General features: G+C 39.8%; 18 protein-coding genes. All 18 read right to left on the bottom strand.

What is annotated here, in order from left to right; all coding sequences use genetic code 11:
- Position 1 precedes the first annotated feature (1 nt).
- Positions 2 to 2,101 carry an STT3 domain-containing protein gene (locus F3G66_RS06265; RefSeq protein WP_149707500.1) on the bottom strand — a complete coding sequence of 700 codons (2,100 nt, stop codon included), beginning with the start codon at positions 2,099 to 2,101 and terminating at the stop codon, positions 2 to 4.
- The gene (gene pglJ, locus F3G66_RS06260) at positions 2,094 to 3,218 is read right to left on the bottom strand and encodes an N-acetylgalactosamine-N,N'-diacetylbacillosaminyl-diphospho-undecaprenol 4-alpha-N-acetylgalactosaminyltransferase (protein ID WP_149707499.1); all 1,125 of its coding nucleotides are present in this window, start codon (positions 3,216 to 3,218) and stop codon (positions 2,094 to 2,096) included. Before pglJ ends, F3G66_RS06265 begins: the two co-directional genes overlap by 8 nt.
- On the bottom strand, positions 3,215 to 4,258 hold the full coding sequence (locus F3G66_RS06255) for a glycosyltransferase (RefSeq protein WP_149707498.1): 1,044 nt from the start codon (positions 4,256 to 4,258) through the stop codon (positions 3,215 to 3,217). The genes pglJ and F3G66_RS06255 overlap by 4 nt, the downstream gene beginning before the upstream one ends.
- A complete protein-coding gene (locus F3G66_RS06250; protein ID WP_149707497.1) occupies positions 4,255 to 5,313 on the bottom strand; it encodes a glycosyltransferase in 1,059 nt (352 codons plus the stop codon). The genes F3G66_RS06255 and F3G66_RS06250 overlap by 4 nt, the downstream gene beginning before the upstream one ends.
- Positions 5,310 to 6,242 carry a glycosyltransferase family 2 protein gene (locus F3G66_RS06245; RefSeq protein ID WP_149707496.1) on the bottom strand — a complete coding sequence of 311 codons (933 nt, stop codon included), beginning with the start codon at positions 6,240 to 6,242 and terminating at the stop codon, positions 5,310 to 5,312. Before F3G66_RS06245 ends, F3G66_RS06250 begins: the two co-directional genes overlap by 4 nt.
- On the bottom strand, positions 6,243 to 7,004 hold the full coding sequence (locus tag F3G66_RS06240) for a glycosyltransferase family 25 protein (protein ID WP_149707495.1): 762 nt from the start codon (positions 7,002 to 7,004) through the stop codon (positions 6,243 to 6,245).
- A complete protein-coding gene (locus F3G66_RS06235) occupies positions 7,005 to 8,522 on the bottom strand; it encodes an MATE family efflux transporter (RefSeq protein ID WP_149707494.1) in 1,518 nt (505 codons plus the stop codon).
- A complete protein-coding gene (locus F3G66_RS06230) occupies positions 8,522 to 10,648 on the bottom strand; it encodes an STT3 domain-containing protein (protein ID WP_149707493.1) in 2,127 nt (708 codons plus the stop codon). Before F3G66_RS06230 ends, F3G66_RS06235 begins: the two co-directional genes overlap by 1 nt.
- 8 nt (positions 10,649 to 10,656) lie before the next feature.
- Positions 10,657 to 11,889: a nucleotide sugar dehydrogenase gene (locus F3G66_RS06225; RefSeq protein ID WP_149707492.1), complete on the bottom strand. Its 1,233-nt coding sequence runs from the start codon at positions 11,887 to 11,889 to the stop codon at positions 10,657 to 10,659.
- A complete protein-coding gene (locus F3G66_RS06220; protein WP_149707491.1) occupies positions 11,886 to 12,326 on the bottom strand; it encodes an ecotin family protein in 441 nt (146 codons plus the stop codon). Before F3G66_RS06220 ends, F3G66_RS06225 begins: the two co-directional genes overlap by 4 nt.
- Positions 12,323 to 13,645: a UDP-glucose dehydrogenase family protein gene (locus tag F3G66_RS06215; protein WP_149707490.1), complete on the bottom strand. Its 1,323-nt coding sequence runs from the start codon at positions 13,643 to 13,645 to the stop codon at positions 12,323 to 12,325. Before F3G66_RS06215 ends, F3G66_RS06220 begins: the two co-directional genes overlap by 4 nt.
- 8 nt (positions 13,646 to 13,653) lie before the next feature.
- Positions 13,654 to 14,637: a UDP-glucose 4-epimerase GalE gene (gene galE, locus F3G66_RS06210; protein WP_149707489.1), complete on the bottom strand. Its 984-nt coding sequence runs from the start codon at positions 14,635 to 14,637 to the stop codon at positions 13,654 to 13,656.
- Positions 14,638 to 14,706: 69 nt separating this feature from the next.
- A complete protein-coding gene (locus tag F3G66_RS06205) occupies positions 14,707 to 15,555 on the bottom strand; it encodes a DNA ligase (RefSeq protein ID WP_149707591.1) in 849 nt (282 codons plus the stop codon).
- Positions 15,555 to 16,133: a DNA-3-methyladenine glycosylase I gene (locus F3G66_RS06200; RefSeq protein WP_149707488.1), complete on the bottom strand. Its 579-nt coding sequence runs from the start codon at positions 16,131 to 16,133 to the stop codon at positions 15,555 to 15,557. Before F3G66_RS06200 ends, F3G66_RS06205 begins: the two co-directional genes overlap by 1 nt.
- Positions 16,134 to 16,142: 9 nt before the next feature.
- Positions 16,143 to 17,201, bottom strand: coding sequence for an NAD-dependent epimerase (locus F3G66_RS06195; RefSeq protein WP_149707487.1), 1,059 nt, complete (start codon positions 17,199 to 17,201; stop codon positions 16,143 to 16,145).
- A 45-nt stretch (positions 17,202 to 17,246) separates the two neighbouring features.
- Positions 17,247 to 17,924 (bottom strand): DUF4272 domain-containing protein, encoded by a 678-nt coding sequence (locus F3G66_RS06190; RefSeq protein WP_223154224.1) that lies wholly within the window; start codon positions 17,922 to 17,924, stop codon positions 17,247 to 17,249.
- Between the two features lie 38 nt (positions 17,925 to 17,962).
- A complete protein-coding gene (locus F3G66_RS06185) occupies positions 17,963 to 19,309 on the bottom strand; it encodes an FAD-dependent oxidoreductase (protein WP_149707485.1) in 1,347 nt (448 codons plus the stop codon).
- A 127-nt stretch (positions 19,310 to 19,436) separates the two neighbouring features.
- Positions 19,437 to 21,449 carry a TonB-dependent receptor domain-containing protein gene (locus F3G66_RS06180; protein WP_149707484.1) on the bottom strand — a complete coding sequence of 671 codons (2,013 nt, stop codon included), beginning with the start codon at positions 21,447 to 21,449 and terminating at the stop codon, positions 19,437 to 19,439.
- Positions 21,450 to 21,689: the final 240 nt, after the last annotated feature.

Below are 21,689 nucleotides of genomic sequence, written 5' to 3'. Positions count from 1 at the left end.
TTTACCTCTTTAGTTTATAAATTTTTGCTGCCCCATCAAGTATAACTGGCTCAAAAATTTTTGGATCGTACCTTTCAAGCACAAAAAGCTGTATATAAGTGCTATTTAAAATACTCTCATCAAGGATGATAAATCTACCATAATCCCTCATAAAAATGACAGAAATGTTTGAGCTTTCATTATTTTTATACTCTTTGACATTTAGCTTGCCAGCCTCGTTGTAGTCGGTCTCTATGAAAGATCTTAGTGGTAAGACATTGCCATCATAGATCAAATTTGTGACATCACTTGTGAGCGTAAATCCACCATTTAGTCTAATGCCATTTTCATTTTGAGAGATCGCTCTTGTCACGATAAAAAGGCCGTTGTTTAAATTTTTACCGCTTTTTAGATCGATCTTGCTAAACTGCAAAATGGTCGGAAAAATACTAAGCATCCTATCTGGAAGATAGTAGTAAATATCCCTTGTCTTTGCTGGTAAGCTAAAATTTGCCTCTTTTATATCACTAAAAAACTGATCAATGCTTGCATTTCTCTCTTTTAGAATTTGAGCCAAATTGCCATTAAATCGCTCTTTAAAATTTCTCTCTGTGTACTCAACATCAAGCCTTGCCATATTTGCCGAGCTCATCTCATCGCTTCCAAGCGCAAAACTCACGGCAAAATTTTCACGCCCAAGGTGCTTTCCGCCGTCAATGAGCGTCTTAACATCGCTGTAATATCTGATCGGATATCCATAGTCCCACCACGCAAGCACGTAGTCCTCGCGATCCGCGATACTTTTTAGTTTGTTTAAAATTTCAACCTCTTTGTGCACAAAAACTGGCTCAGCTTTGTAACCATAGATATGAATGAGCGCTGGAGTAAGAGCAAGCACGGTTACAAAGGCTCTCGCAAGATTTAGCACCGCTCCTTTTAGCTTTAAATTTGAAAGTATAAATTCCACTAAATAGCCAAAACCAAGCGCCATGATAGGCACAGCATAAATAGTAAATCTAAGGCCGCTTTTAAAGGCTAAAAAGCCAAGTGCGAGCATGCCAAGCGAGACGGCAAATGAGCGGTGTTTGTAGCAAAATAGCGCAACACCAACAAGCGAGATCAAAAATGTGATGACATTTGCGCTGATCCTCTCGCAAAATAGCGTAAAATCAACGACGCTTGACTCTTGGATGGTTTGATTGACATTAAAAAAGTGAAAGCTCATGCCACCAACTTCAGGCGCATCTCTAAAGACGTAAAATTTAAGTTGAAAGATTATAGGATTTAGTCCGCCACGAATGGCAAAAACAGCAAAGACAACAACCAAAACAGCAAGAGCAAATTTTAAATTTATCGCCTCTTTTTTAAAGAAGCAAAGTGCATAAAATGCAAATATCACGCCAAATTTAAGCGTTAGATCAAGATTTGAAATAGCAAGTAGAAGCAGCGAAATTTCAAGATAAAAAAGTGGGTTTTTCCTATCAAAAATGAGCGTGTAAAGTAAAAATAGCCCAATTAAAATACTAATAAGCGAAAAAGCGCTTGAATACCACCACATATAAATAAGTGCGCTAAGAGGCGCGATTATTAAGCTCTTTGCGTCCTTTTTCTCAAGTACTCTAACAAGTCCCCAAACGACAAAGACGCTAAGTGGGATGATGAGCATATCAGTATCGTAGTATCCTGCCATAGTGCGGTTGTAGTAGCTATTTGCGACCACCGCAAGAAGTGCAGCGATGAAGCCAGCAAATTTTAGCTTATACTCATTTGCGATTAAGATAACTGGCACAGCCACAAGCGATGAGAAAAATACGCTCATATAAATCATCGCCGTCTCAAGCTTGACGCCCAGAAATTTCACGATCCAGTAAGTAAGCGTCGAGAGCGGATAGCCGTAGTAGCTAAGATCATTTTCTTGGTGAAAGCCAGCCAGCATATCCCTTGCGCCCTCGGCAAATGCGTAGCCGTCGTTTGTACTGATCATTAGCTCGTTGTTCCAGAAAAATACTGGATATTCACTTGCCCAAAAGACCCAGTAGAGCCTACAAACCATGCCAAAAAGGACCGCGACAAATATCATCAAGTATAAAGAGTAATTTTTAAAAAATAAATTTCTATTCATTAGGATTTTCCAAAAAATTTATAAGCTTGCTCGCTATATTTTCACTATCAAAAAATTTAGCCCGATTATACGCAACCTTTTCAAAATTTTGCCTTATTTCAGGCACATTAAGCACCTTTATCATCGCCTCTTTCATCGCATTTTCGTCATCAACTGGTACCAAAATACCAAACTCACTCTCGCCCAAAAGCTCCTTCGCACCGCTTTTATGCTCGGTTGAGATGATAGTTTTTTCGCACGCTAGTGCCTCTAAAAGGACATTTGAAAAGCCCTCAAAACGCGAAGCACAAAGCAAGCAAGAAGCATTTTTTATATGTTTAAATGGATTTTTATCAGTGCCAAGAAGCTTTACTCGCTCACTTACATTAAGCTTGTCGATTAAATTTTGCAGATCATCCTTTAAAGGCCCTTTCCCTAAAATGCCAAGCGTTGCACGAGGGTCATTAATAGAGGCGATTATTTTTATTAGCATGGCTTGATTTTTACCGCTATCAAGGCGTCCGATGTTTATAAAAAATGGCTTAAAGTCACCCTCTAGCGGCTCATCTTTTAGCAAATTTATAGTTTTTAGATCAAGGGCGTTATAAAGCACCTTTGTTTTGTCCTCGCTCATGCCAAAATTTCGCACCAGATCCTCTTTGTTGCCAGCTGCATTTGCGAGGATTAGATCAGCTTTTTTATAAAGATGAGTGAGTAAAAATTTATTAACCCTGCCGCTTAGATCGTTTTTATATAGGACCGATGGACAGCTTCTCTCACTGATAACTAGCCTAGCCTTTAGCCCTAAAATTCTAGCAAGCCCAGCGATATAGCAAGGGCGGTTCATAAGCACAAACTGCGTGTCTATGCCTAAATTTTGACAAAGCTTTTTATACTTAAAGGCAAGCATTGGCATCGCTAAAAAAAGCCTTGCAAGCTTCTTTAGCCCACTCTCGTAAGGATCGCTATTTTCTATAAAGTGGATTTGCACCTCGCTTGGGATCTCATAGGCGATGACCTTGCTCATTAAGATGAGATGAACTTCATAATGTTTTACCAAAAATGGTAGTAAATTTGCCACATTTCTCTCAGCCCCACCAGGCCCCATTGAGTATAAAAAAACGGCTAATTTTTTCACTTGCCAACAACCTTTTTTATAAATTCTCGCCACTGCTTGATGATATTTTCTTTGCTAAATAAATTTGCACTTTCGCTGGCGTTTTTTGCTAGCTTTTGCCTTAAATTTTCATCTTTTAAAAGCATTTCAAGCTTATCTTTTAGATCATTTGCGTCGCCATTTTTAAAGATAAGCCCGTTCGTGCCGTCATCTATAAGCTCTCTTGCGCCCACGGTGTCGCTACTTAGCCTAGCGCAACCAAAGGCGCCTGATTCGATTAGTACGTTTGAAAGCCCCTCGCTTCTTGAGCAAAGAATGAAAATTTTTGCCTCGTTATAAAGCTTGCTAACATCGCTCATATGACCTAGAAATTTAATATCCAAACCTAGATTTGACGCCATTTGTTTTAGCTGGGATTCCTGCCTGCCACTGCCTGCGATCTTTATCCCCCAGCCATCAAGCAAGCTCTTATCCACCTTGCCAAGCGCCTCAAAATAGAGATCATAGCCCTTTACCGCCTCCAGCCTTGCCACGCTTAGGATAACGTTTTGCTTCTCACAAATTTCAGGCACGTCGATAAAAAGTGGGTTGTGGATGACCTCGCGGTTTTTGGCAAATTTATAGTAGGCGTAGTCGCTTTTGCTTAGCACGCTTAAACCATCTACAAATTTATACGAAAAGTCACGCATAGCGCTTGCGACTTTACTTTTTAAGTAGCTATGCTCGTGATGCTCAGTTGCTATTAGTTTGCTCTTTAGCCCAGCATTTGCCAGCACGCAAGCGACGTTTGTCCAGTCGATAAAGCTCATTATCAGATCAGCTTTTTGCTCTTTAAAAAACGCTCTAAGAGCGAGGATTTTTTTAAATTTTAAAGCGAGCCCCGAGCCAGTGACGTTAAGGTTTATGATATTTATCTTTTCATTAAATTTATAAAACCCAAGGTCCTCTTCAAGAAGAGCGATAGTGATCTCATTGTCTTTGCAAAGCTCGTTTGCAAGCACGTTTAGCACGCGCTCAGCTCCGCCATTTCTAAGTGCGGCGATGACAAAAAGAATTTTCACTTCACACCTCCAAGCCTTAAAAGCTCCAGCCATTTTTTATAAATTTGCTCCACACTAAACTCATCAAGTCTAGCCCTTGCGTTTTTGACAAATTCGCCCATTTTTGCCTCATCTTGCAGCAAATTTGCAAGCTTTTCGCTCATCTGATCAGCGTTATTTATCTCGCAAAGCAAGCCATCAAAGCCATCTTTTATAAGCTCTTTTGCCCCGCTAGTTCTTGTCGCGACCCGCACGCAGTCGTAGTTTATCGCCTCTATCAAGGTATTTCCAAGACCCTCGAAATTTGAGCAAGAGAGCAGCACCTTTGCCCTTTTATAAAGCGAAGCGATGTCGCTTACATTGCCTAAAAACTGGACATCAGCGCCCAAGCTTTTAGCTAAATTTTCTAAATTTATCCTCTCTCCACCATCTCCAGCGACGACAAATTTATATCCGCTTTGCTTTAAATTTGCAGCCACTCTTACAAACATTTCACAGTTTTTTATCTTATTTAGCCTGCCAACAAAGATGACTAAATTTTCTTTAGCAAAGCTCTCATTTTGCACCTCTTCAAAGAGTGGGTTGTAAATTTTCATCACATTTTTGCAAAATTTCGAGTAGTAGCCTAGATCCTCATCACTTAAGACGCTAAGTGCGTTTGCAAATGGATAGCTTATGCGTCTTAGCACCTTAAAAATGGCTCTTTTTGGCGCAAGATAGTTTGTGTGCTCGCTTATGATTATAGGCGTTTTTAGCCCAGCTGAGCTAAAGAGCACCAAGGTATTTACGGCATCTAAAAATGATATCACAGCGTCAAATTTGCCCTCTCTTATGAGCGCTCTTAAAGCAAGCACCTTTGAAACTCTCTTTTTTAAATTTCCAACCAAGCCAAGCTCATCAGCCCCAACGCCTAAATTTATGAGCTTCACGCCACTTGCTAACTCGTAAAATGGCTCATCCTTGTCAAATTTAACAAGACTTACATCGTGATCCACGCTAAATCTTGATGCGATCACCGCGCAAACTCGCTCCGCACCGCCACTTCTAAGCGTTGATGTGACAAATAATATCTTCATACGCCAAACCTTTGTTTTATCTTCACTCTAAGCTTTGAAAGTGCCGGTAAAATGCCACTTGGAAGCGGACTAAGCAGTAAGAAAATAAGCGCTTCTTTACTAAATTTAATGCTAAGGCTTTTAAAGATACACCTTAACATAAGGCCATATTCACCTGCTATTTTGGCGTAGTAAGCGGCGTTTTTATACTGCATAGCTAGAAATTTTGGCTCATTTTTGATAGCGATGTCGTAGTGCAAATTTGCTGTTTTGATGTAAGCGTTTGCCACATTTAGCGCGTGCTTGCCAGCATTTAGCGTCGCACTATCGCTTCTTGCGATGCGGTAGATATAAAGTGGCTTTTTAAGATAGAAGACATTTTTTTCAAAAAAGCGGATGTAAAGCTCATTTTCGCCGCCAAAACTGCTCTCATCAAATCTAAAGCCGTCTATAAATTCACGTGAAAAAAGCTTAAAATACTCGCCATTTATCCGCCCGCAGTGATAATCAACCTTGCTCATCGCCCCACTCTTGCTATATGGGCTTCTACCAGCCACGACCTCGGTCATCACGCCATCTTTCTCGCAGATCGCGTCTGCAAAAACGCACGAATACTCGCCACTTTTTAAAATTTCATAGCACTGGGCAATCGCCTCTGGTAAAAGCTCATCGTCATCATCAAGCAAGCAGACAAACTCGCCTGTTGCGTTGTCAAAGCCGTTATTTTTGTTACCATTTGGGCTCTTTTTGTGAGCGGTGTTTTTTACAAATTTGATCCTTGCATCGTTAAAACTCTTGCAAATTTCACTCGCACTCTCGTCATCGCCGTCATCGGTTACAACTATTTCTAAATTTTTATAGCTTTGAGCTAGAGCGCTTTTTATGGCCTTTTGTAAAAGCTCTGGACGCTTGTAGGTAGCTGTTACTATGCTGATTAATGGCTCGCTCATCTAGCCCCTTTTAAAAATTCTCTCATAGCCCTGAAGCTTTTCAAGCCGTGAGAAAAGTATAAATTTAATTGTTTTTATATAGGCCTTTAAATTTGCGCTATATCCCCTCTCAAGGCGCTCGCCCTCGATGTTTGAGCCGCTAAGATCAGTTGGGTGCGCAAAGAGGTCGCAAAAATACATCTGCATATCATTAACGCCTAGTAAATAGTCCCAAACATCGGTCGTGCAAAGCGCACGTTTATGAATTTCAAGCAAATTTTTAGCACTTTTTTTAGTTAGCACATAAGCCCCTGCTCTATAAATGCTTGAAAATGAGTGCTTTGAGACCTGCCAAAGTGGCCTACTTAGGCTAGTATCCACCTTTTTGCCAAAGGCGCTAAACCTGCCCTCTAGCCCATCTTGCATGCCACATATGAGCACGCTGTTTTCTGGCATCTTGCTAGCTGCCAAAAAGGCCTCTTTTATGTCCTGGTCATCTCCGATTACGTCGTCTTCAAAGATGAGAGCAAATTTAGCCTCACTTGCCAAAAACGCCTCGTAGGCTTTCACATGCGAGAGCGAACAGCCAACCTCTGCTGGGCTTAAAACCTTGCCGTAAGCTTTAAATGATGGCGAAATGATCTTATAGTACTCCCTTGCATTTAGCTCCCTGCCATCGACTGCGTCTATTAGCTTAAAGCTATCATAAGAGCTAAATTTCTGCTGCAAAAGCTCGCGCCTTTTGGTATCTTTAGCCAAAGAGATCAAATAAATTTCATTCATTTAAAACCTTTTAAATTTTTTTAAAATTTTACGCCAAACTATGCCTCGTTCAAAAGCATTAAAAAACAAAAAATATCCCAAAACATAAGCTGTGCCGGCGTAGATCGCAGCAAAGATAGCAAATTTTAGCCAGTTATCTAAGCACACAAAGTCCTTGCAGGCAAACATCGCAAGCACGCATAGCGCAAAAACAGCTAAATTTTTAAAATAAACCCCGTAAAACGTGGTGAGTTTCACCTCTAAATTTAAAGCGGCATTTATGAGGTCAAAGCCAAGAATTCTTATGCTATAAAAAACGGCTGCGACGACGACGATGCCATAAACTCCGTAGTCACTAAATTTAAGCAGTGCGATCTGTGCTATGATCGTGCTAACGCCAAGGATAGTGTTGGCAATGGCTGGGCGGCGAAGCTTGTTTGTAGCGCTATCAAGGTTAAAAAGTGAAAAAACAAAGCTTATAAATACGATAGGCACTAGCGTGATCATCGAGACATTGTAAATAAATTTGACCTCATCTGCGCTTTTAAAAGGTAGCCAAAGCGTGTAAAAATCAAGCCCAAAAACGACGAAAAACGCTGCTGGAGCGCTCATCACAAAAGCGATCACCTTCATTGAAAATTTAGCCTCTTTTATGAGGTCTGTGATCAAATTTTTAGAGTAAAGCTCGACAAATTTTGGCGCAAAGATACCGCTAAGCTGCGCCACAAAGCTCTCAAGTATGATAGGGGCGGCCTTGGCGACAGAAAGAAGACCAGTGGCGTTTGCATTTACGAAAATGTTGCAGATAAATAGGTCCATGCCCGTTAAAAGTATGCGGTTTAGCGCATTAAAGCTGTTCCAAATGCCAGAGCTTAAAAGCTCTTTGATCTTAGAAAAGTCAAATTTACTAAGGCTAAATTTTAGCTCTGGCGTGATGCGAGCTGACATAAAAATGGTGCTAAAAAAGACAAAAAGGCTAGCAATAAGCGCTGAAATGGCGATATATGAGATGAACGGTTTAAAAAAGAAAAAGAGCGCCACGATGAGGATTGCCAGGATCGCGCTTGAGATGGCGTTTCTGATGGAGAGTAGATAGAGCTTATTTGTCACAAAGGCGCAGACTGTCAAAACGCCGTTAAATAGGCCGACGCAGAAATTTATAAAGTAAAAAACAAGGGTCATTCTCACGTCAAAGAGTAAATTTTCAGGGACATTTAAAAAGCTTTGCAAATTTAGTATAAAAATGGAGCTAAGCACCACGACTACGGCGCAAAATAAGATATTTACAACAAGGACTGATGAGTAGTAGGTGTTCGCAAGGCTTAGATCCTTTTTGTGCCATGCATGAGCGACAAAGCGCCCGCTGACCGAGTTTATGGCTACACTTACAACCGCTGCGTAGCTTACGATGGCGTTGCTAAGGCCCACAAAGCCAAAAGCCTCGTTGCCAAGACTTTTTAAGATAAATGGCGTAAGAAAGAAATTTATGCCCATTGATACGACAAAAACGACGATTGAGCTTATTAGATTGATTAGCATTAGATTTTTAACCTGTAAATTTTTACACCACTTGAGATGATAAATGGCTCAAAGTATCTCTCATCGGCCTTTTCAAACATAAAAAGCTGCACAAAAGATGAGTTAAAAGCATTTTCATCAAGCAATAATATCCGCGCATAATCTTCCAAAAAAACCACATAAATTTTGGCGTTTTCATCTATGATTTTTTCATCTATTCGCAAATCTCTTCCAGCACCTTTTACCTTATAAAATGATTTTATAGCTATTTTCTCACCGTTATGTATGATAAATTTTTGCTCATTTGTAGGCAAAGTATAGCCGTCTCCAAGGTCGATACCAGCTTCGCTAACGCCATTTAATGCACTAACATGATAAAAATTCTCTTTTTGCCTTTTACCAGTTGTAATATCGATATAGCTATATCTAAAGATATTTGGTGCGATGTCAATCATATTTGGCACAAGATAGTAAAAAACCTCTTTTTTTGCAGCTGGCAGAGTGAAATTTTCGCTTTCAAGCTGACTTAAAAAAGTATTTATATCGCTTGTGTTGTAGTCTTTTAAAATTTTATCTATTGGCCTTATATTTTGCCCAAGTGAGATGTCATTATACGTAACTGTCACTCTTGCAAGTCTAGCCGAAAATGCCTCATCTTTTCTCAAAGCAAGGCTAACAAAATAATTATTTTCGCCACCTTGTCTGCCAGGATCGTTTAAAGTCATAACATCAGCAAAATACCTTATAGCATACCCGTAATCCCACCATGAAAATACATAATCATCGCGCTTAGTGAGCTTTTTAAGTTCATCAAGCGCCACTGCCTCATCATGACTAATTACAGTGTTTGGTTTATATGAATAAGCAAAATCTAAATTTATAGCAAGAGCGGCTACGGCAAAAACTAAAAATGATAAATTTTTAATGAAATTTCTAAGATCAAATAAATTTAAAAAAAAATACAAAAAATAACCAAAACCAAGCGCAACAAGTGGTGTTACGTACATAACAAATCTAACTCCACCAAAGAAAGAGAGGAGTCCAAGTCCAAGCATTGGTAATGTAAGTAAGAATGGACGAAATTTCAAGCAAAGTAATAAGTATCCAATAATAGCTGCCAGCAATATAAGAATATTTCCTGACATAAAATATATAAAATACAAAGGACTAGCACTTTTTACTTCGCTGATGAAATTATACTCATTTATAAAGTGAAATTTATCGCTAAGAATTTCATTGCCTTTAAAAACATAAATACCCATTTTTGAAGTAATGAAATCAAAACCACCAAAATAGATAAAAATAGCTAGCATTAAAGTAAGAAAAATGGCTAATTTTCTAGCTGAGAGTAAATTTTTATATTTGCAAAAAAGAGAGAAAAATAAGGCAATAACTGCTAAATTAAAAATTAAAATTTTATTTGCTATTAGTGGATCTTTAGTAAAAGCATTTGAGCTTACAATGCTTATAAACATAAAAAATATCGCTTGATAATTTTGCAATCTATCTCGCATAAAAACTAGCGTATATAGTAAAAACATAAAGAAAATACTTAAAATAAGTGCATATGAGCTTTGATACCACCAAAGATAAAGCGACACAAAGACTCCAGGCAAAACAATAAATTTTTGTTCATTTGTGTTTAAAAGCCTGATCAAAAAATAGATGATAAAAAGCGCAAATGTGACATTTAACATGTCGCTATCAAAATATCCAGGCGATGTCCTTGAAAGATAGCTTGGCAAGATAACGCTCATAAACGCTGCCACAGCCCCAGCTTTTAGCGCCTTAAACTCATTTGATATTAAAATGACTGGAAGTGCAATAAGAGGAGCTAAAAAGATACTCATGTAAAACATCACGCTTTCGATCTTAAAAGGAAAAATTTTGCAAATATAAAAAACTATGGTTGAGATTGAGTGATTAAATGGGCTAAAGTCATTTTGCTGATGAAAGCCAGCCAGCATATCTCTAGCGCCCTCTGCGTAATAATATGCGTCATTTGTCGTAAGCATAAATTCGCCATTAAAGTAAAACTCTGGCATATCCTTTGCCCAAAATACCCAGAGCATCCTAGCCGCAAATCCAAACAGATAAGCAGCTAGAAATATAAGTAAAATTTTACAATTTACGCTTACTTTGTGCACTAAATTCCTTACAGCCTAGCGTCAGCCTCTGGGTAGATATTTTTTATATCATAAACCAAGTGGCCTTTTAGGTTGAGCTTTTTAAACTCATTGTGAGCTACGGCGATCACGATGCAGTCGTAGTCATCTAGGTTGTACTCTTTTACTAGATCAAAGCCGTACTCGTGTTTTACCTCAGCGCTATCAGCCCAAGGATCGGTCACATCAACCTTGCAGCCAAAGTCTTTTAACTCATCAACTACGTCTATAACGCGAGAATTTCTTATATCTGGGCAGTTTTCTTTAAATGTCATGCCAAGGACAAGCACGCGAGCTTTGTTGATAAGCACGCCTTTTCTTATCATTAGTTTTATAACCTGATCAGCTGCGTATCTACCCATATCATCGTTGATACGGCGGCCTGCTAGGATCATTTCAGGATGATAGCCTACCTCTTGAGCTTTGTGAGTTAGATAATATGGATCTACGCCGATGCAGTGACCACCAACTAGTCCTGGGCGGAAATTTAAGAAATTCCACTTAGTACCAGCAGCCTCAAGCACATCAATGGTGTTGATATGAAGCTTTTCAAAGAGCATCGCAAGCTCGTTTATAAAGGCGATGTTTATATCACGCTGAGTGTTTTCGATGACCTTTGCAGCCTCGGCTACTTTGATACTTGAAGCTTTGTGAGTGCCAGCTGTGATGATCGAGCGATAAATTTCATCGACCTTCTCAGCGATCTCTGGGGTTGAACCGCTTGTGATCTTTTTGATCTTAGTTACAGTATGCTCTTTATCGCCTGGGTTTATACGCTCTGGTGAGTAGCCGCAGAAGAAGTCTTTGTTAAATTTAAGCCCACTTTTTTCAAGAAGTGGCACGCAAATTTCTTCTGTAACGCCTGGATAAACGGTGCTTTCATAGACAACGATGTCGCCTTTTTTAAGCACTTTTGCCACACTCTCAGTCGCTTTTACGACTGGAGTTAGATCAGGGCGTTTGTTCTTATCTATCGGAGTTGGAACGGTCACGATGAAGAGGTTGCAACTTCTAATGTCATCTAAATTTAGACTAAATTTCATGCCATTATCGATCGCTTTTTTCATCTGCTCGTTGCTAAGTTCAAGCGTTCTATCATAGCCACTTTTAAGCTCTTCTATACGTTTTGCATTTACATCAAAGCCCACTACTTCGTACTTTTCACTAAAAGCTGCTGCTAGTGGAAGTCCAACATATCCTAGTCCTACTACTGCTATTTTCATTTACTTTTTCCTTTCTTTTTTGCTTCTATCTTTTTTACGCGTTCATACATTCTTATTTCCGCACTTACACCTTTTGGAGTTATGATCCTAATAGGGCTAACGCCTGGTAAAATTTTAGTAAATTCATAATAAACCCGCCTCCTTTTCTTTCCGTCCTTGCAGAGCATCATCGTTTGCGCTAGCTCATCCCCGCCGCTAAATTCGTAATAAATCCCGCGCGCGTCCTCTTTTTCTTTAAGCTTTCCGCCGAGCAAAAAGGCGAAGTTGCAGTCGATTTCTATCTCTTTAAAAAACGCGACTTCGTATTTAAAATAATCAGGCGGCATCTTTGAGATAGGTAACTCAAAAATATTTTCCTCGGTTTTTGGCGCGTTTTCTCCTGCTAAAAGTGCAAAGGGAAGCACGCAAGCTGCGATAAAAAGTAAAAATTTTCTCATGCCTTTACTCCGATTTGAAAATACTTAAATCCATGCTCAGCTAAAATTTTAGCGTTGTATTGGTTGCGCCCATCAAATATGACAGCGTTTTTTAGCCTCTCTTTGATCTCCATAAAATCAGGCGATCTAAACTCGCTCCACTCGGTTACAAGCACCATTGCATCGGCGTTATCAAGAGCGTCATATTTATTTTTAGCATATTTTATATCTAAATTTGGCATATATTTTTTAGCTTCTTCGCTTGATTTTGGATCATACGCCACCACTTTCGCACCAGCTTCGTCTAAAAGTTTTATCAAAGTTAGCGAGCTAGCCTCGCGCATATCGTCCGTGTTTGGTTTAAACGCAAGTCCCCAAAGTGCGATCGTTTTGCCCTTTAGATCGCCGCCAAAGAAGTTATAAATTTTTTCAAAAAGCACTCTTTTTTGAGCCTTATTTCTTGACTCAACCGCATTTAAAAGCTCTGGCTCAAAGCCATTTTGCCTAGCTGTGTAGATGAGTGCCTCGACGTCTTTTGGAAAGCAGCTGCCGCCGTATCCGCAGCCTGGGTAGATGAAGCTATATCCGATCCTTGAGTCGCTGCCGATGCCCTTTCTTACTAAATTTACATCAGCTCCCACACGTTCACAGATATTTGCTATCTCGTTTATGAAGCTTATTTTAGTTGCCAGCATCGAATTTGCAGCGTATTTTGTCATCTCAGCTGACTTTACATCCATACAAATGAGCCTGTCGTGATTTTTCATAAATGGCTCGTAAAGCTCTCTCATCACGCTAAAGCCCCACTCGCTGCTAGCTCCGATAACTACGCGATCTGGCTTTAAAAAGTCCTCGACTGCCGCACCCTCTTTTAAAAACTCTGGGTTTGAAACGACTTCAAATTTAACCTCTACATTTCTCTTTTTAAGCTCAGCCTCGATCACCTCATGCACCTTGGCTCCAGTGCCTACTGGGACGGTTGATTTATCGACTACGATTAGTGATTTGCTTAAATTTTCTCCGATAGACTTGGCAACTGAAAGCACATATTTTAAATCCGCCTGCCCATCAGCGCCCATAGGCGTACCAACTGCAATAAATAGCACATGTGCATGCTCTAGCGCCTCGGTTATCTGCGTGCTAAATTTAAGCGAACCGTTTTTGTAGCACTCGCTCACGATATCAGCAAGCCCTGGCTCATATATAGGCACGATACCGTTTTTTAGCGCCTCGATCTTTTTTTCATCGACATCGACGCAGATCACGCTGTTGCCCATTTTAGCAAAGCATGCACCACTTACTAGTCCAACATATCCGGTTCCAATTACTGCTACCCTCATGTTTATCCTTAAATTTTCTTTTCCCACTCAAGGGCGGTTTTTATGATGAGCGCTAGATCGTCTCTTTTTGGCTTCCAGCTTGTTAACGAGCGCAGTTTGCTTGCGTTTGAGATAAGAATAGCTGGGTCGCCGTCTCTTCTTGGCGCATTTAGCACTTTAAAATTTACCCCACTCACCTCTTTTGCGGTCTCAATAACCTCTTTTACGCTAAATCCTCTGCCATATCCCACGTTAAAAGTTTCACTTCCATTTTGGCTGATGTACTCTAGTGCGCTAATATGAGCGTCTGCTAGGTCGCTAACATGGATGTAATCTCTTACGCATGTGCCATCTTTTGTCGCGTAGTCATCGCCAAAGATGCCCATACTCTCGCGCTTGCCAAGTATAGTTTGCACAGCTACTTTGATAAGGTGCGTGGCATTTGGATAGTTTTGACCGATTAACCCCTCTTCGTCCGCGCCTGCTACGTTGAAGTAGCGAAGTATTGCAAATTTAAAATTTTCATTTGAAGAGGCATAATCTTTGATGATCTGCTCGCTCATGAGCTTACTTCTGCCGTATGGATTTATCGGGTTTGTAGGCGTTGTTTCGCTCACCTCTGCCACGTCTGGCTCGCCATAAACTGCAGCAGTTGAGCTAAATATAAATTTATTTACATTGTAAGTTTTTGCGTATCTTAGCACCCTCGCAACGTTTGCGGTGTTATTTAGATAGTATTTTAGTGGCTCGCTCATGCTCTCAAAAACCTCGATAAACGCTGCAAAATGGATGATCGCATCAAATTTGCCATTAGCAAAAATTTCACTTAGATCATCTTCTAGATTTGCGTTTATAAATTTAAAATTTCCTATTTTTTGGAGTGCCTCAAGTGCTTTTTGTGAACCCTTGCAGAGATTGTCGATGATAGTTATCTCATCTTTACCTTGCTTTAAAAGTGCTTTTACTACGTGGCTGCCGATGTATCCAGCACCACCTGTTATTAAAATCTTCAAGTTTAAGCCTTTCGTAAAAAGTGGTTAATTTTATCAAAAATAGAGTAAAGCAAGGCTTTTGAATAAAATTTAATCCTCTCTAACCCTCAAAAATATGGGAAATCTTGGCTTGCCTTTGGCTGTTAAATTTTGAAATTTATATGTAATGATAGAGCCTATCTTTGGGGGATTTGTGCGTTGCTCGTCGCTTAGTCCAGAGCCTATTTTAAAGATAGTGCCAGATTTTGGCTCGCCAGCTTTTTCTTCACCCTGCTTGCCGCCAAGTGCTTTGCAAGTGAGCGAGCCAGCAAATTTTGCGTATTTGCCGCTGCCTTTATTTATAGCGATTACTTCACACTCGGCGTCTTTAAATTTCTTAAATTTTAGCGCATTCTTGCTTCTTTTTCGCTCGTACGGTGCATTTGGCTCACGCACTACTGCTCCCTCGCCGCCTTTTGCGATGATACTTTCAGTAAATTTCAAAAATTGAGCGTTATCTCGCATTTTTATCTGTTTTATGATGATCAAATTTTCATTTGGCTCATTTTTTAGAAATTTAGCCAAAACTTCAAGCCTATCAAGCAAGCTACCACTTGCCTCAGGCACGTCGAAAATGTGAAATTTAAGCCTGCCCCACGCTTTTTCATCGGGCAACTTATCCATCACGGTCGCTTGAATTTCTTCAAACTTAAGCTCTTTAGCATAAAGCTCGCCATCAAGTGCAAATTTTGGGAAATTTTTAGTAAAACTTAGCGGTGCATTTAGCTTTTTGCCCTGTCTTGATAGTAAATTCTCTCCGTCCCAGTAGGCACGCACGCCATCAAGCTTCTCGCTAGCTAGCCAGCCACTGACATTTTGATCTTTATACTCGCTAAGGCGCAGCAAATCAAGAGAAAATGCAAAATTTAAAAGGACTAAAACCGCAAAAATTATTCTAATCAAGCTTTTGCCTTGCAAAAACAATAATCCATATGATCATCTACAACGCCCACACTTTGCAAAAAGGCATAGGTGCTAACAGAGCCTAGAAATTTAAACCCTCGCTTTTTTAGCTCCTTTGCCACAAAATCAGACATCGGCGTAGTAGCTGGCACTTGTTTTATGTCTTGATAGTGATTTATGATCTGTTTGCCATCAAATTTTGGGTCAAATTTTCTTAACAAATATCCCCACAAATAGTCATAAAAGCTACCAAATTCTTTGGTTACGGATAAAAATGCAATGGCATTTGCAGAAAGTGATTTTAGTTTTAATTGGTTACGAATCAGCCTCTCATTTTGCATAAATTTAGCTATCTCAGCCTCGCCGTAATGCTTGATCTTCTCTGGATCAAAGCCATCAAACGCCTCTCTCATGGCCTCTCTTTTTTGAAGCACTCCATGCCACGAAAGTCCCGCCTGAAAGCCTTCCAGAACTATCATTTCAAAAAATTTTCTATCATCTTTTACGACTTTGCCCCACTCGTTATCGTGGTAAGCTATATCAAGCTCGCCTTTTGCCCATTCACATCGCCTCATCTGCGTTCCCTAAATCTCAACTCCGTAAAACTCGCAGTACCACTCGACAAATTTAGCCACGCCGTCGTTTACTTTTGTATTTGGCTTGTAGTCAAAGTCAGCTACCAAATCGCTCACATCAGCAAATGTCGCTGGCACGTCGCCTGCTTGAAGTGGGAGAAAATTTTTCTTGATCTCACGGCCGATCTTTATCTCAACTGCCTTGATGTAGTCCATGAGCTCGACTGGGCTGTTGTTGCCGATGTTATAGACCTTAAACGGTGCTTTTGAAGTGGCAGGGTCTGGGTGCTTTGCGTCCCAATTTGGATTTGGCTTAGCTGGGTTGTCTATGCACTTGATGATACCCTTTACGATGTCGTCCACGTATGTAAAGTCGCGCTTCATCTTGCCATAGTTAAAGACGTCGATGCTCTTATCTTTAAGTGCGGCATCAACAAACAAAAATAGCGCCATATCAGGGCGTCCCCATGGTCCATAAACCGTAAAAAAGCGAAGTCCGGTCGTTGGCACGTTAAATAGGTGGCTATAAGTGTGCGCCATCATCTCGTTGCTCTTTTTGGTCGCTGCGTAGAGGCTTATAGGGTGATTGACCCCTTCGTGCGTAGAAAATGGCATGTTTTCATTTAGGCCATAAACCGAGCTAGAGCTTGCATAGACTAAATTTTTGATCTCATTGTGGCGGCAGCACTCGAGGATGTTCATAAAGCCTGTGATGTTGCTGTCGATGTAGGCTTTTGGATTTATGAGCGAGTAGCGAACGCCAGCTTGTGCGGCTAAATTTACCACTACGTCAAATTTCTCTTTAGCAAAAAGCTCTTTCATCGTCTTTTCATCAGCGAGGTCTGCTTTTATAAATTTTAAATTTGGATGCGTTTTTGATGTGATGAGCTTGCCGTAATCTATCTCGCTCACGTCAAAGCCAGCCGTTTTTAGGCGTGCAAGCTTTAAATTTACGTCGTAATAGTCATTTATCACGTCATATCCAACGACCTCATCCCCACGAGCCACAAGGGCATTTGCAAGGTGAAATCCTATAAATCCAGCTGTTCCAGTTACTAAAATTTTCATATTTTTCCTTTCATTTTTGGCTTATTTTAGTGCAAAAATGTAAATTTACGTATTTAGATCAGGGTAGTCCCAAGCGTTAAATTCAGCTCTTAAGTCGTCATTTTCCAAACCTTTGCAACATAGCCACTCAAGCCCTGCACGTCTTTCCATAACGACCTCTTCGTTAAGTCCAGCAACCTTTTTGCCATTTATCCTTGCGTCCACACATGCCCAGTGATAACGATAAACTAGGTCAAGTTTGCTTAAAATTTCATCCAAACTGCGCGGTTTTGAGCGGTTTTTGAGCCCACCCTCTCTAAATACATCCATCACAAAATCACAGTCGCAAATTTTATCCATCTTACCGATATCTTCAGCTATGCCAAGCGCCCAAAGCAAGATCCAAAGCGACTCATATTTCCAGCCCATATTTACGGCCAAATTTATATCGGCTCTACCCTCTACGACCTCTTTTTCTTTTACACTTAGATCGCCATAAAAATCGCCCAAAAAGTCTTTAGCCCAAGCTATCTCATCTTCACTTAGGTGGCCATTGTCGCGGATAGTGCAAGCACACATGATCGCTGTAAATGAGCAAACCACACGAGCAATGATCTCGTCAATGCTTCTTGGCGTAACTTCACTATTGTCATACCTTAGTGGCAGACTCTCAAGCACAGCCACGCCCTCTTTTTTTAAAATTTTTATGCTCTCATCTTTTCTTTGTTGTGCTGTTTTTGGCATATCCGCACCTTTTTTAAAAATATCAAACACTTCCATTTTTATCCAAAAAACTCAGCGTTAAATTTCTCTTCGTCAAAATTTTTACCTAAAAATTTACAGGCTTCGATCATATCAGTTCTTGCTATTTCAAAGCAACTAGTAGCTCCAGGACTTGGAGTCATATTAAAACTTATGCCCTCGCCTGTGCTTATCTTACCCTCGCCAAGCTCAAGGCACTTTTTATTACGGTCGATAACTTGTGGCCTTACGCCACCAAAATTTACAGCATAGCTTAGGTCATTTTCACTTAGGCTTGGTACGATCTTTCTAGCGTCTTTTACAAATTCTTTTTTATTGATAAATGGCACTTCAAATAAGAAATTTCTTAAAATATAAGATCTGATGTCGCTATCTTTTAAGAGATTTGTAAAGACTTCAAAGACATTTTTATCAAATTTTAGGCATTTACAAAAGTCAAAAAAGCTTGAACAGCCGTGGTATCTCTCTAGTTTTGGTATGACAAGAGCCGTTGGTCCAAAGCGAGTGTTGCCGTTAGCTAGGATATCTGGATCGCCGTGAAGCGCGGCAAATGGTAGCTTATCGTTTTGCACCATATAGACTTTGCCGTTTAGTAAGCGTTTTTTTGCGAAATAAAAGCTTCCAGCAACGGGCAGCGTGCTAAGATGAAGCCCATAACCCATCTTGTGAGCCAAAAATAACGAGTGTCCTCCAGCATCGACTACGACGTAGTTTGCAGTGATCACTTCGCCATCATTTATCTTTATGTGAAATGTATCGCCCGCCTTTTTTATATCAGTTACTTCTGAGTTTAGACTGATCTCATAGCCATCTCCGCCTAAATTTAGCGCATTTTGCACAAGTGAGTTTGCTAAGCCACCAAAGTCCATCGTCGTAAACTGCCCATTTTGCGTGCCTATGGCGATGATGTTTTCTGGCCTCTCATTGCCATTTGCATCAAAAACGACGTTTGGCTCGATTTGTTTTAACTTCTCTTTGTCATAAATTTCAAGATAAGGAAAAAGCTCTCTAAAACTCTCATATCGCTCTTTCATGCGCTCTACTTCAGCATCTCCGATAGCTAGTGCCATCTTTTGATGAGCGAACATATATTTGCCATCAAGATTGTATTTTAGAGCATATTTTACTGGCATATTTGCCACACGAGAGACTTTTTTTGCCTTTTCTAGTGTGTAGTTTGTCTCGATATCGCCACAATGAATGGTTTGTGAGTTGCCTTTGCCGTTTGAATTTAGAGTAGCTACGCCGTCATATTTTTCTAAAAGTGCAACCTTTTTTATATCACTAAATGCAGCCAACTCGTAAAAGAGCGCCGTCCCACTAATGCCTGCTCCGACAATTACCACTTCAAAGTGCTTCTGCCTCATTTTTTCTCCCAAAAAGTTTAGTTGCCAAAATGATACTATATTAATTTTAAAACAAACAGCATGGTGAAAAAAGCTAGAATTTTTATATAAAAGAAAAATTTGGCAAGGCTTTCACCTTGCCACAAAGTTAAAATTTATAAGATACGTTTACTTTGAAATTTCTACCCGGCTCCCAGTCTACATAGTTTGGATTGCCTGTATAATCAGCCATTCTTTGAGACTGCGAAGCATAAGTTTTATTAAAGAGGTTGTAAATTCCAGCATTTATCTCTAGCCCTTTAAATTTGCCGCTACTTGGCGTATAGCTAGCATAGATGTCGCTAACTGCATAGCTTGGTATCTTGGCATTTTCACTATTGCCAGCTGATATGGTATTTTTTGAAGCGAAGTAGATTAGGTTGTAGCCTATTAGCGTATCGATGCTAGAAAATGCATACTCGGCGTTAAACGTATATTTATCGCCCTGATCGCGGTAACCGATAACGTTTGAGGTATAGTATCCGCCCCATTCTGTGTTTGCAACTCTATCTTTATATTTTACCTTTTGGTGAGTGTAGCTAGCAGCTAGGCTTAGTGCGTCTAAATTTAGCCTTGCAAGTAGCTCGACGCCACTTATATCAGCTCCACCAGCGTTTATACGTCTGTATATAGTTATTTCATTTGGCGGCGTTCCAACTTTATAAGAGCTGTTATCTACGATTAAGTTTTTATATTTTGTCATGAAGTATTTTGCAGATAAGCTATATGAGCTAGCTTCATTTATATCGCCATGATATTTAAGACCAGTTTCATAGCTATTACCAGTCGTTGCTTTTAGATCTTTATTTGCTTCAAAATTTTTTGCTCTACTAGCATACATAGACTCCATGACATCAGGCCCTCTAAAGACTCTTGCATAGCTTGCAAAAGCGTTAAGACCTTTAAGTATCTCATAATCAAGTGCAAGTGCTGGGGTAAATTCATTAAATTTATAGGTGTAGCTCTTTACATTTCCAGCTCTACCATCGTAGCTTTTTAGCTCGTGGCGAGTGTATCTGATACCTGGAGTAACAGTTAGCGAGCTAAAATTTAGCGCATCTTCTGCATAGATTGAGTAGTTATTTACTTTTTCAGGATAGTGATTATTTGGCTTGTTAAAATTTTTACTTTGGTAAAACTCAGCGCCGTATCTAAACGTCTGTGTCAAAGCACCGGTCTCTACTACACTTTTAGCCTTTGCGTTTATACCGTTTGTTTTTACGCCTAAAATTTTTAAGACTGGATCATCTTTTTTATGCTCAGTGTTGTATACCGTTACATCTAAATTTAGAAGATCACTTGGTTTATACTCGTATTTTAGCGTCGTCGTATCTCGCTCATATTTACGATTATCAACAGCATTTGAATCGCTATACCAGCTACCAAACTCAGCTCTCATTGGATACATGCCTTTAAATTCATTATGCTCTCTTGAGATAGAAATTCTATGCGCATCAAGGAAGCTGTAACCAAGCTTTAAAAGATAGCTAAGGTCGTTGCCGTCGCCGCCTATCTTTCTTTTGTTGCCGCTTTTGCCGTAGTCGTAGCCCTTGTGATTAATAGCAGCTATAAAATCAAGCCCTTCAACTGGTGCGGTAAAGAGCATAAGGCCTTGAGAAAATTCGCTGTTATTTGAGGCGTATCCTGTCTTTATCTTTGCGCCGATGATCTCGCCACTTTCTAGCAAGTCTTTTGCATCAACCGTTTTAAAGGCGACCGAACCGCCAAGTGCACCTGAGCCGTTTACCACTGATCTTGAGCCAACCTCGACATCAACAGCTTTTATAAGATCTGGATCGATCAGCAAGTCAGCGTTGTGGTGAAATGTATTTCCGTTTTGTTTTGCGCCATCTATCGTGATATTTAGACCGCGGTCACTAACGCCCCTCATGTAAATTTTTTGATTCATGCCGTTTGTTCCGCCTACATAAACCCCAGGAATATCTCTCATCACGTCTTTTACTAGGCTAGCATTTCTAGTTGAAATTTTGATGTCATCAACGCCGTATCCGCCACTGCTACTTGTTACCTCAACTCCGCTTAATACGCTCTCGTCTGCCCCATTTGCACAAACTGCTATGCTTGCTGCAAGAGAGAGTTTAAATAAGCTTTTAAATCTCATATTTTCTCCTAATTTGGTTATTAAAATTACTATTTTAATTTTATAGCATAATTTTGATATTGAATATTATAATTTTAAGTATAAATTTTGGATAAATTTTTGAGTTTTTTGGCAAAAATATAAACTATTTTTAAATTTTAATTATCTAATAAATTAATTAGATTCTGAGATAAGGAACGAAATTATATAATTTTATCAAGGTAGTAAATAAGGTTAATTTTTAATAGAAAATTCTTATAA

The sequence above is a fragment of the Campylobacter concisus genome, from assembly GCF_902460665.1.
Lineage (GTDB): Bacteria > Campylobacterota > Campylobacteria > Campylobacterales > Campylobacteraceae > Campylobacter_A > Campylobacter_A concisus_AL.
This window is presented reverse-complemented; position numbering and strand designations above follow the sequence as displayed.

Bases quoted from the DNA above. Each gene is read 5' to 3' on its own strand.
- F3G66_RS06245 (WP_149707496.1), bottom strand. From the start codon at position 6,242: ATGAGCGAGCCATTAATCAGCATAGTAACAGCTACCTACAAGCGTCCA.
- F3G66_RS06185 (WP_149707485.1), bottom strand. From the start codon at position 19,309: ATGAGGCAGAAGCACTTTGAAGTGGTAATTGTCGGAGCAGGCATTAGT.
- F3G66_RS06240 (WP_149707495.1), bottom strand. From the start codon at position 7,004: ATGAATGAAATTTATTTGATCTCTTTGGCTAAAGATACCAAAAGGCGC.
- F3G66_RS06225 (WP_149707492.1), bottom strand. From the start codon at position 11,889: ATGAAAATAGCAGTAGTAGGACTAGGATATGTTGGACTTCCACTAGCA.
- F3G66_RS06190 (WP_223154224.1), bottom strand. From the start codon at position 17,924: ATGCCAAAAACAGCACAACAAAGAAAAGATGAGAGCATAAAAATTTTA.
- F3G66_RS06250 (WP_149707497.1), bottom strand. From the start codon at position 5,313: ATGAAGATATTATTTGTCACATCAACGCTTAGAAGTGGCGGTGCGGAG.
- F3G66_RS06180 (WP_149707484.1), bottom strand. From the start codon at position 21,449: ATGAGATTTAAAAGCTTATTTAAACTCTCTCTTGCAGCAAGCATAGCA.
- F3G66_RS06265 (WP_149707500.1), bottom strand. From the start codon at position 2,101: ATGAATAGAAATTTATTTTTTAAAAATTACTCTTTATACTTGATGATA.
- F3G66_RS06195 (WP_149707487.1), bottom strand. From the start codon at position 17,201: ATGAAAATTTTAGTAACTGGAACAGCTGGATTTATAGGATTTCACCTT.
- F3G66_RS06215 (WP_149707490.1), bottom strand. From the start codon at position 13,645: ATGAGGGTAGCAGTAATTGGAACCGGATATGTTGGACTAGTAAGTGGT.
- F3G66_RS06235 (WP_149707494.1), bottom strand. From the start codon at position 8,522: ATGCTAATCAATCTAATAAGCTCAATCGTCGTTTTTGTCGTATCAATG.
- F3G66_RS06220 (WP_149707491.1), bottom strand. From the start codon at position 12,326: ATGAGAAAATTTTTACTTTTTATCGCAGCTTGCGTGCTTCCCTTTGCA.
- F3G66_RS06200 (WP_149707488.1), bottom strand. From the start codon at position 16,133: ATGAGGCGATGTGAATGGGCAAAAGGCGAGCTTGATATAGCTTACCAC.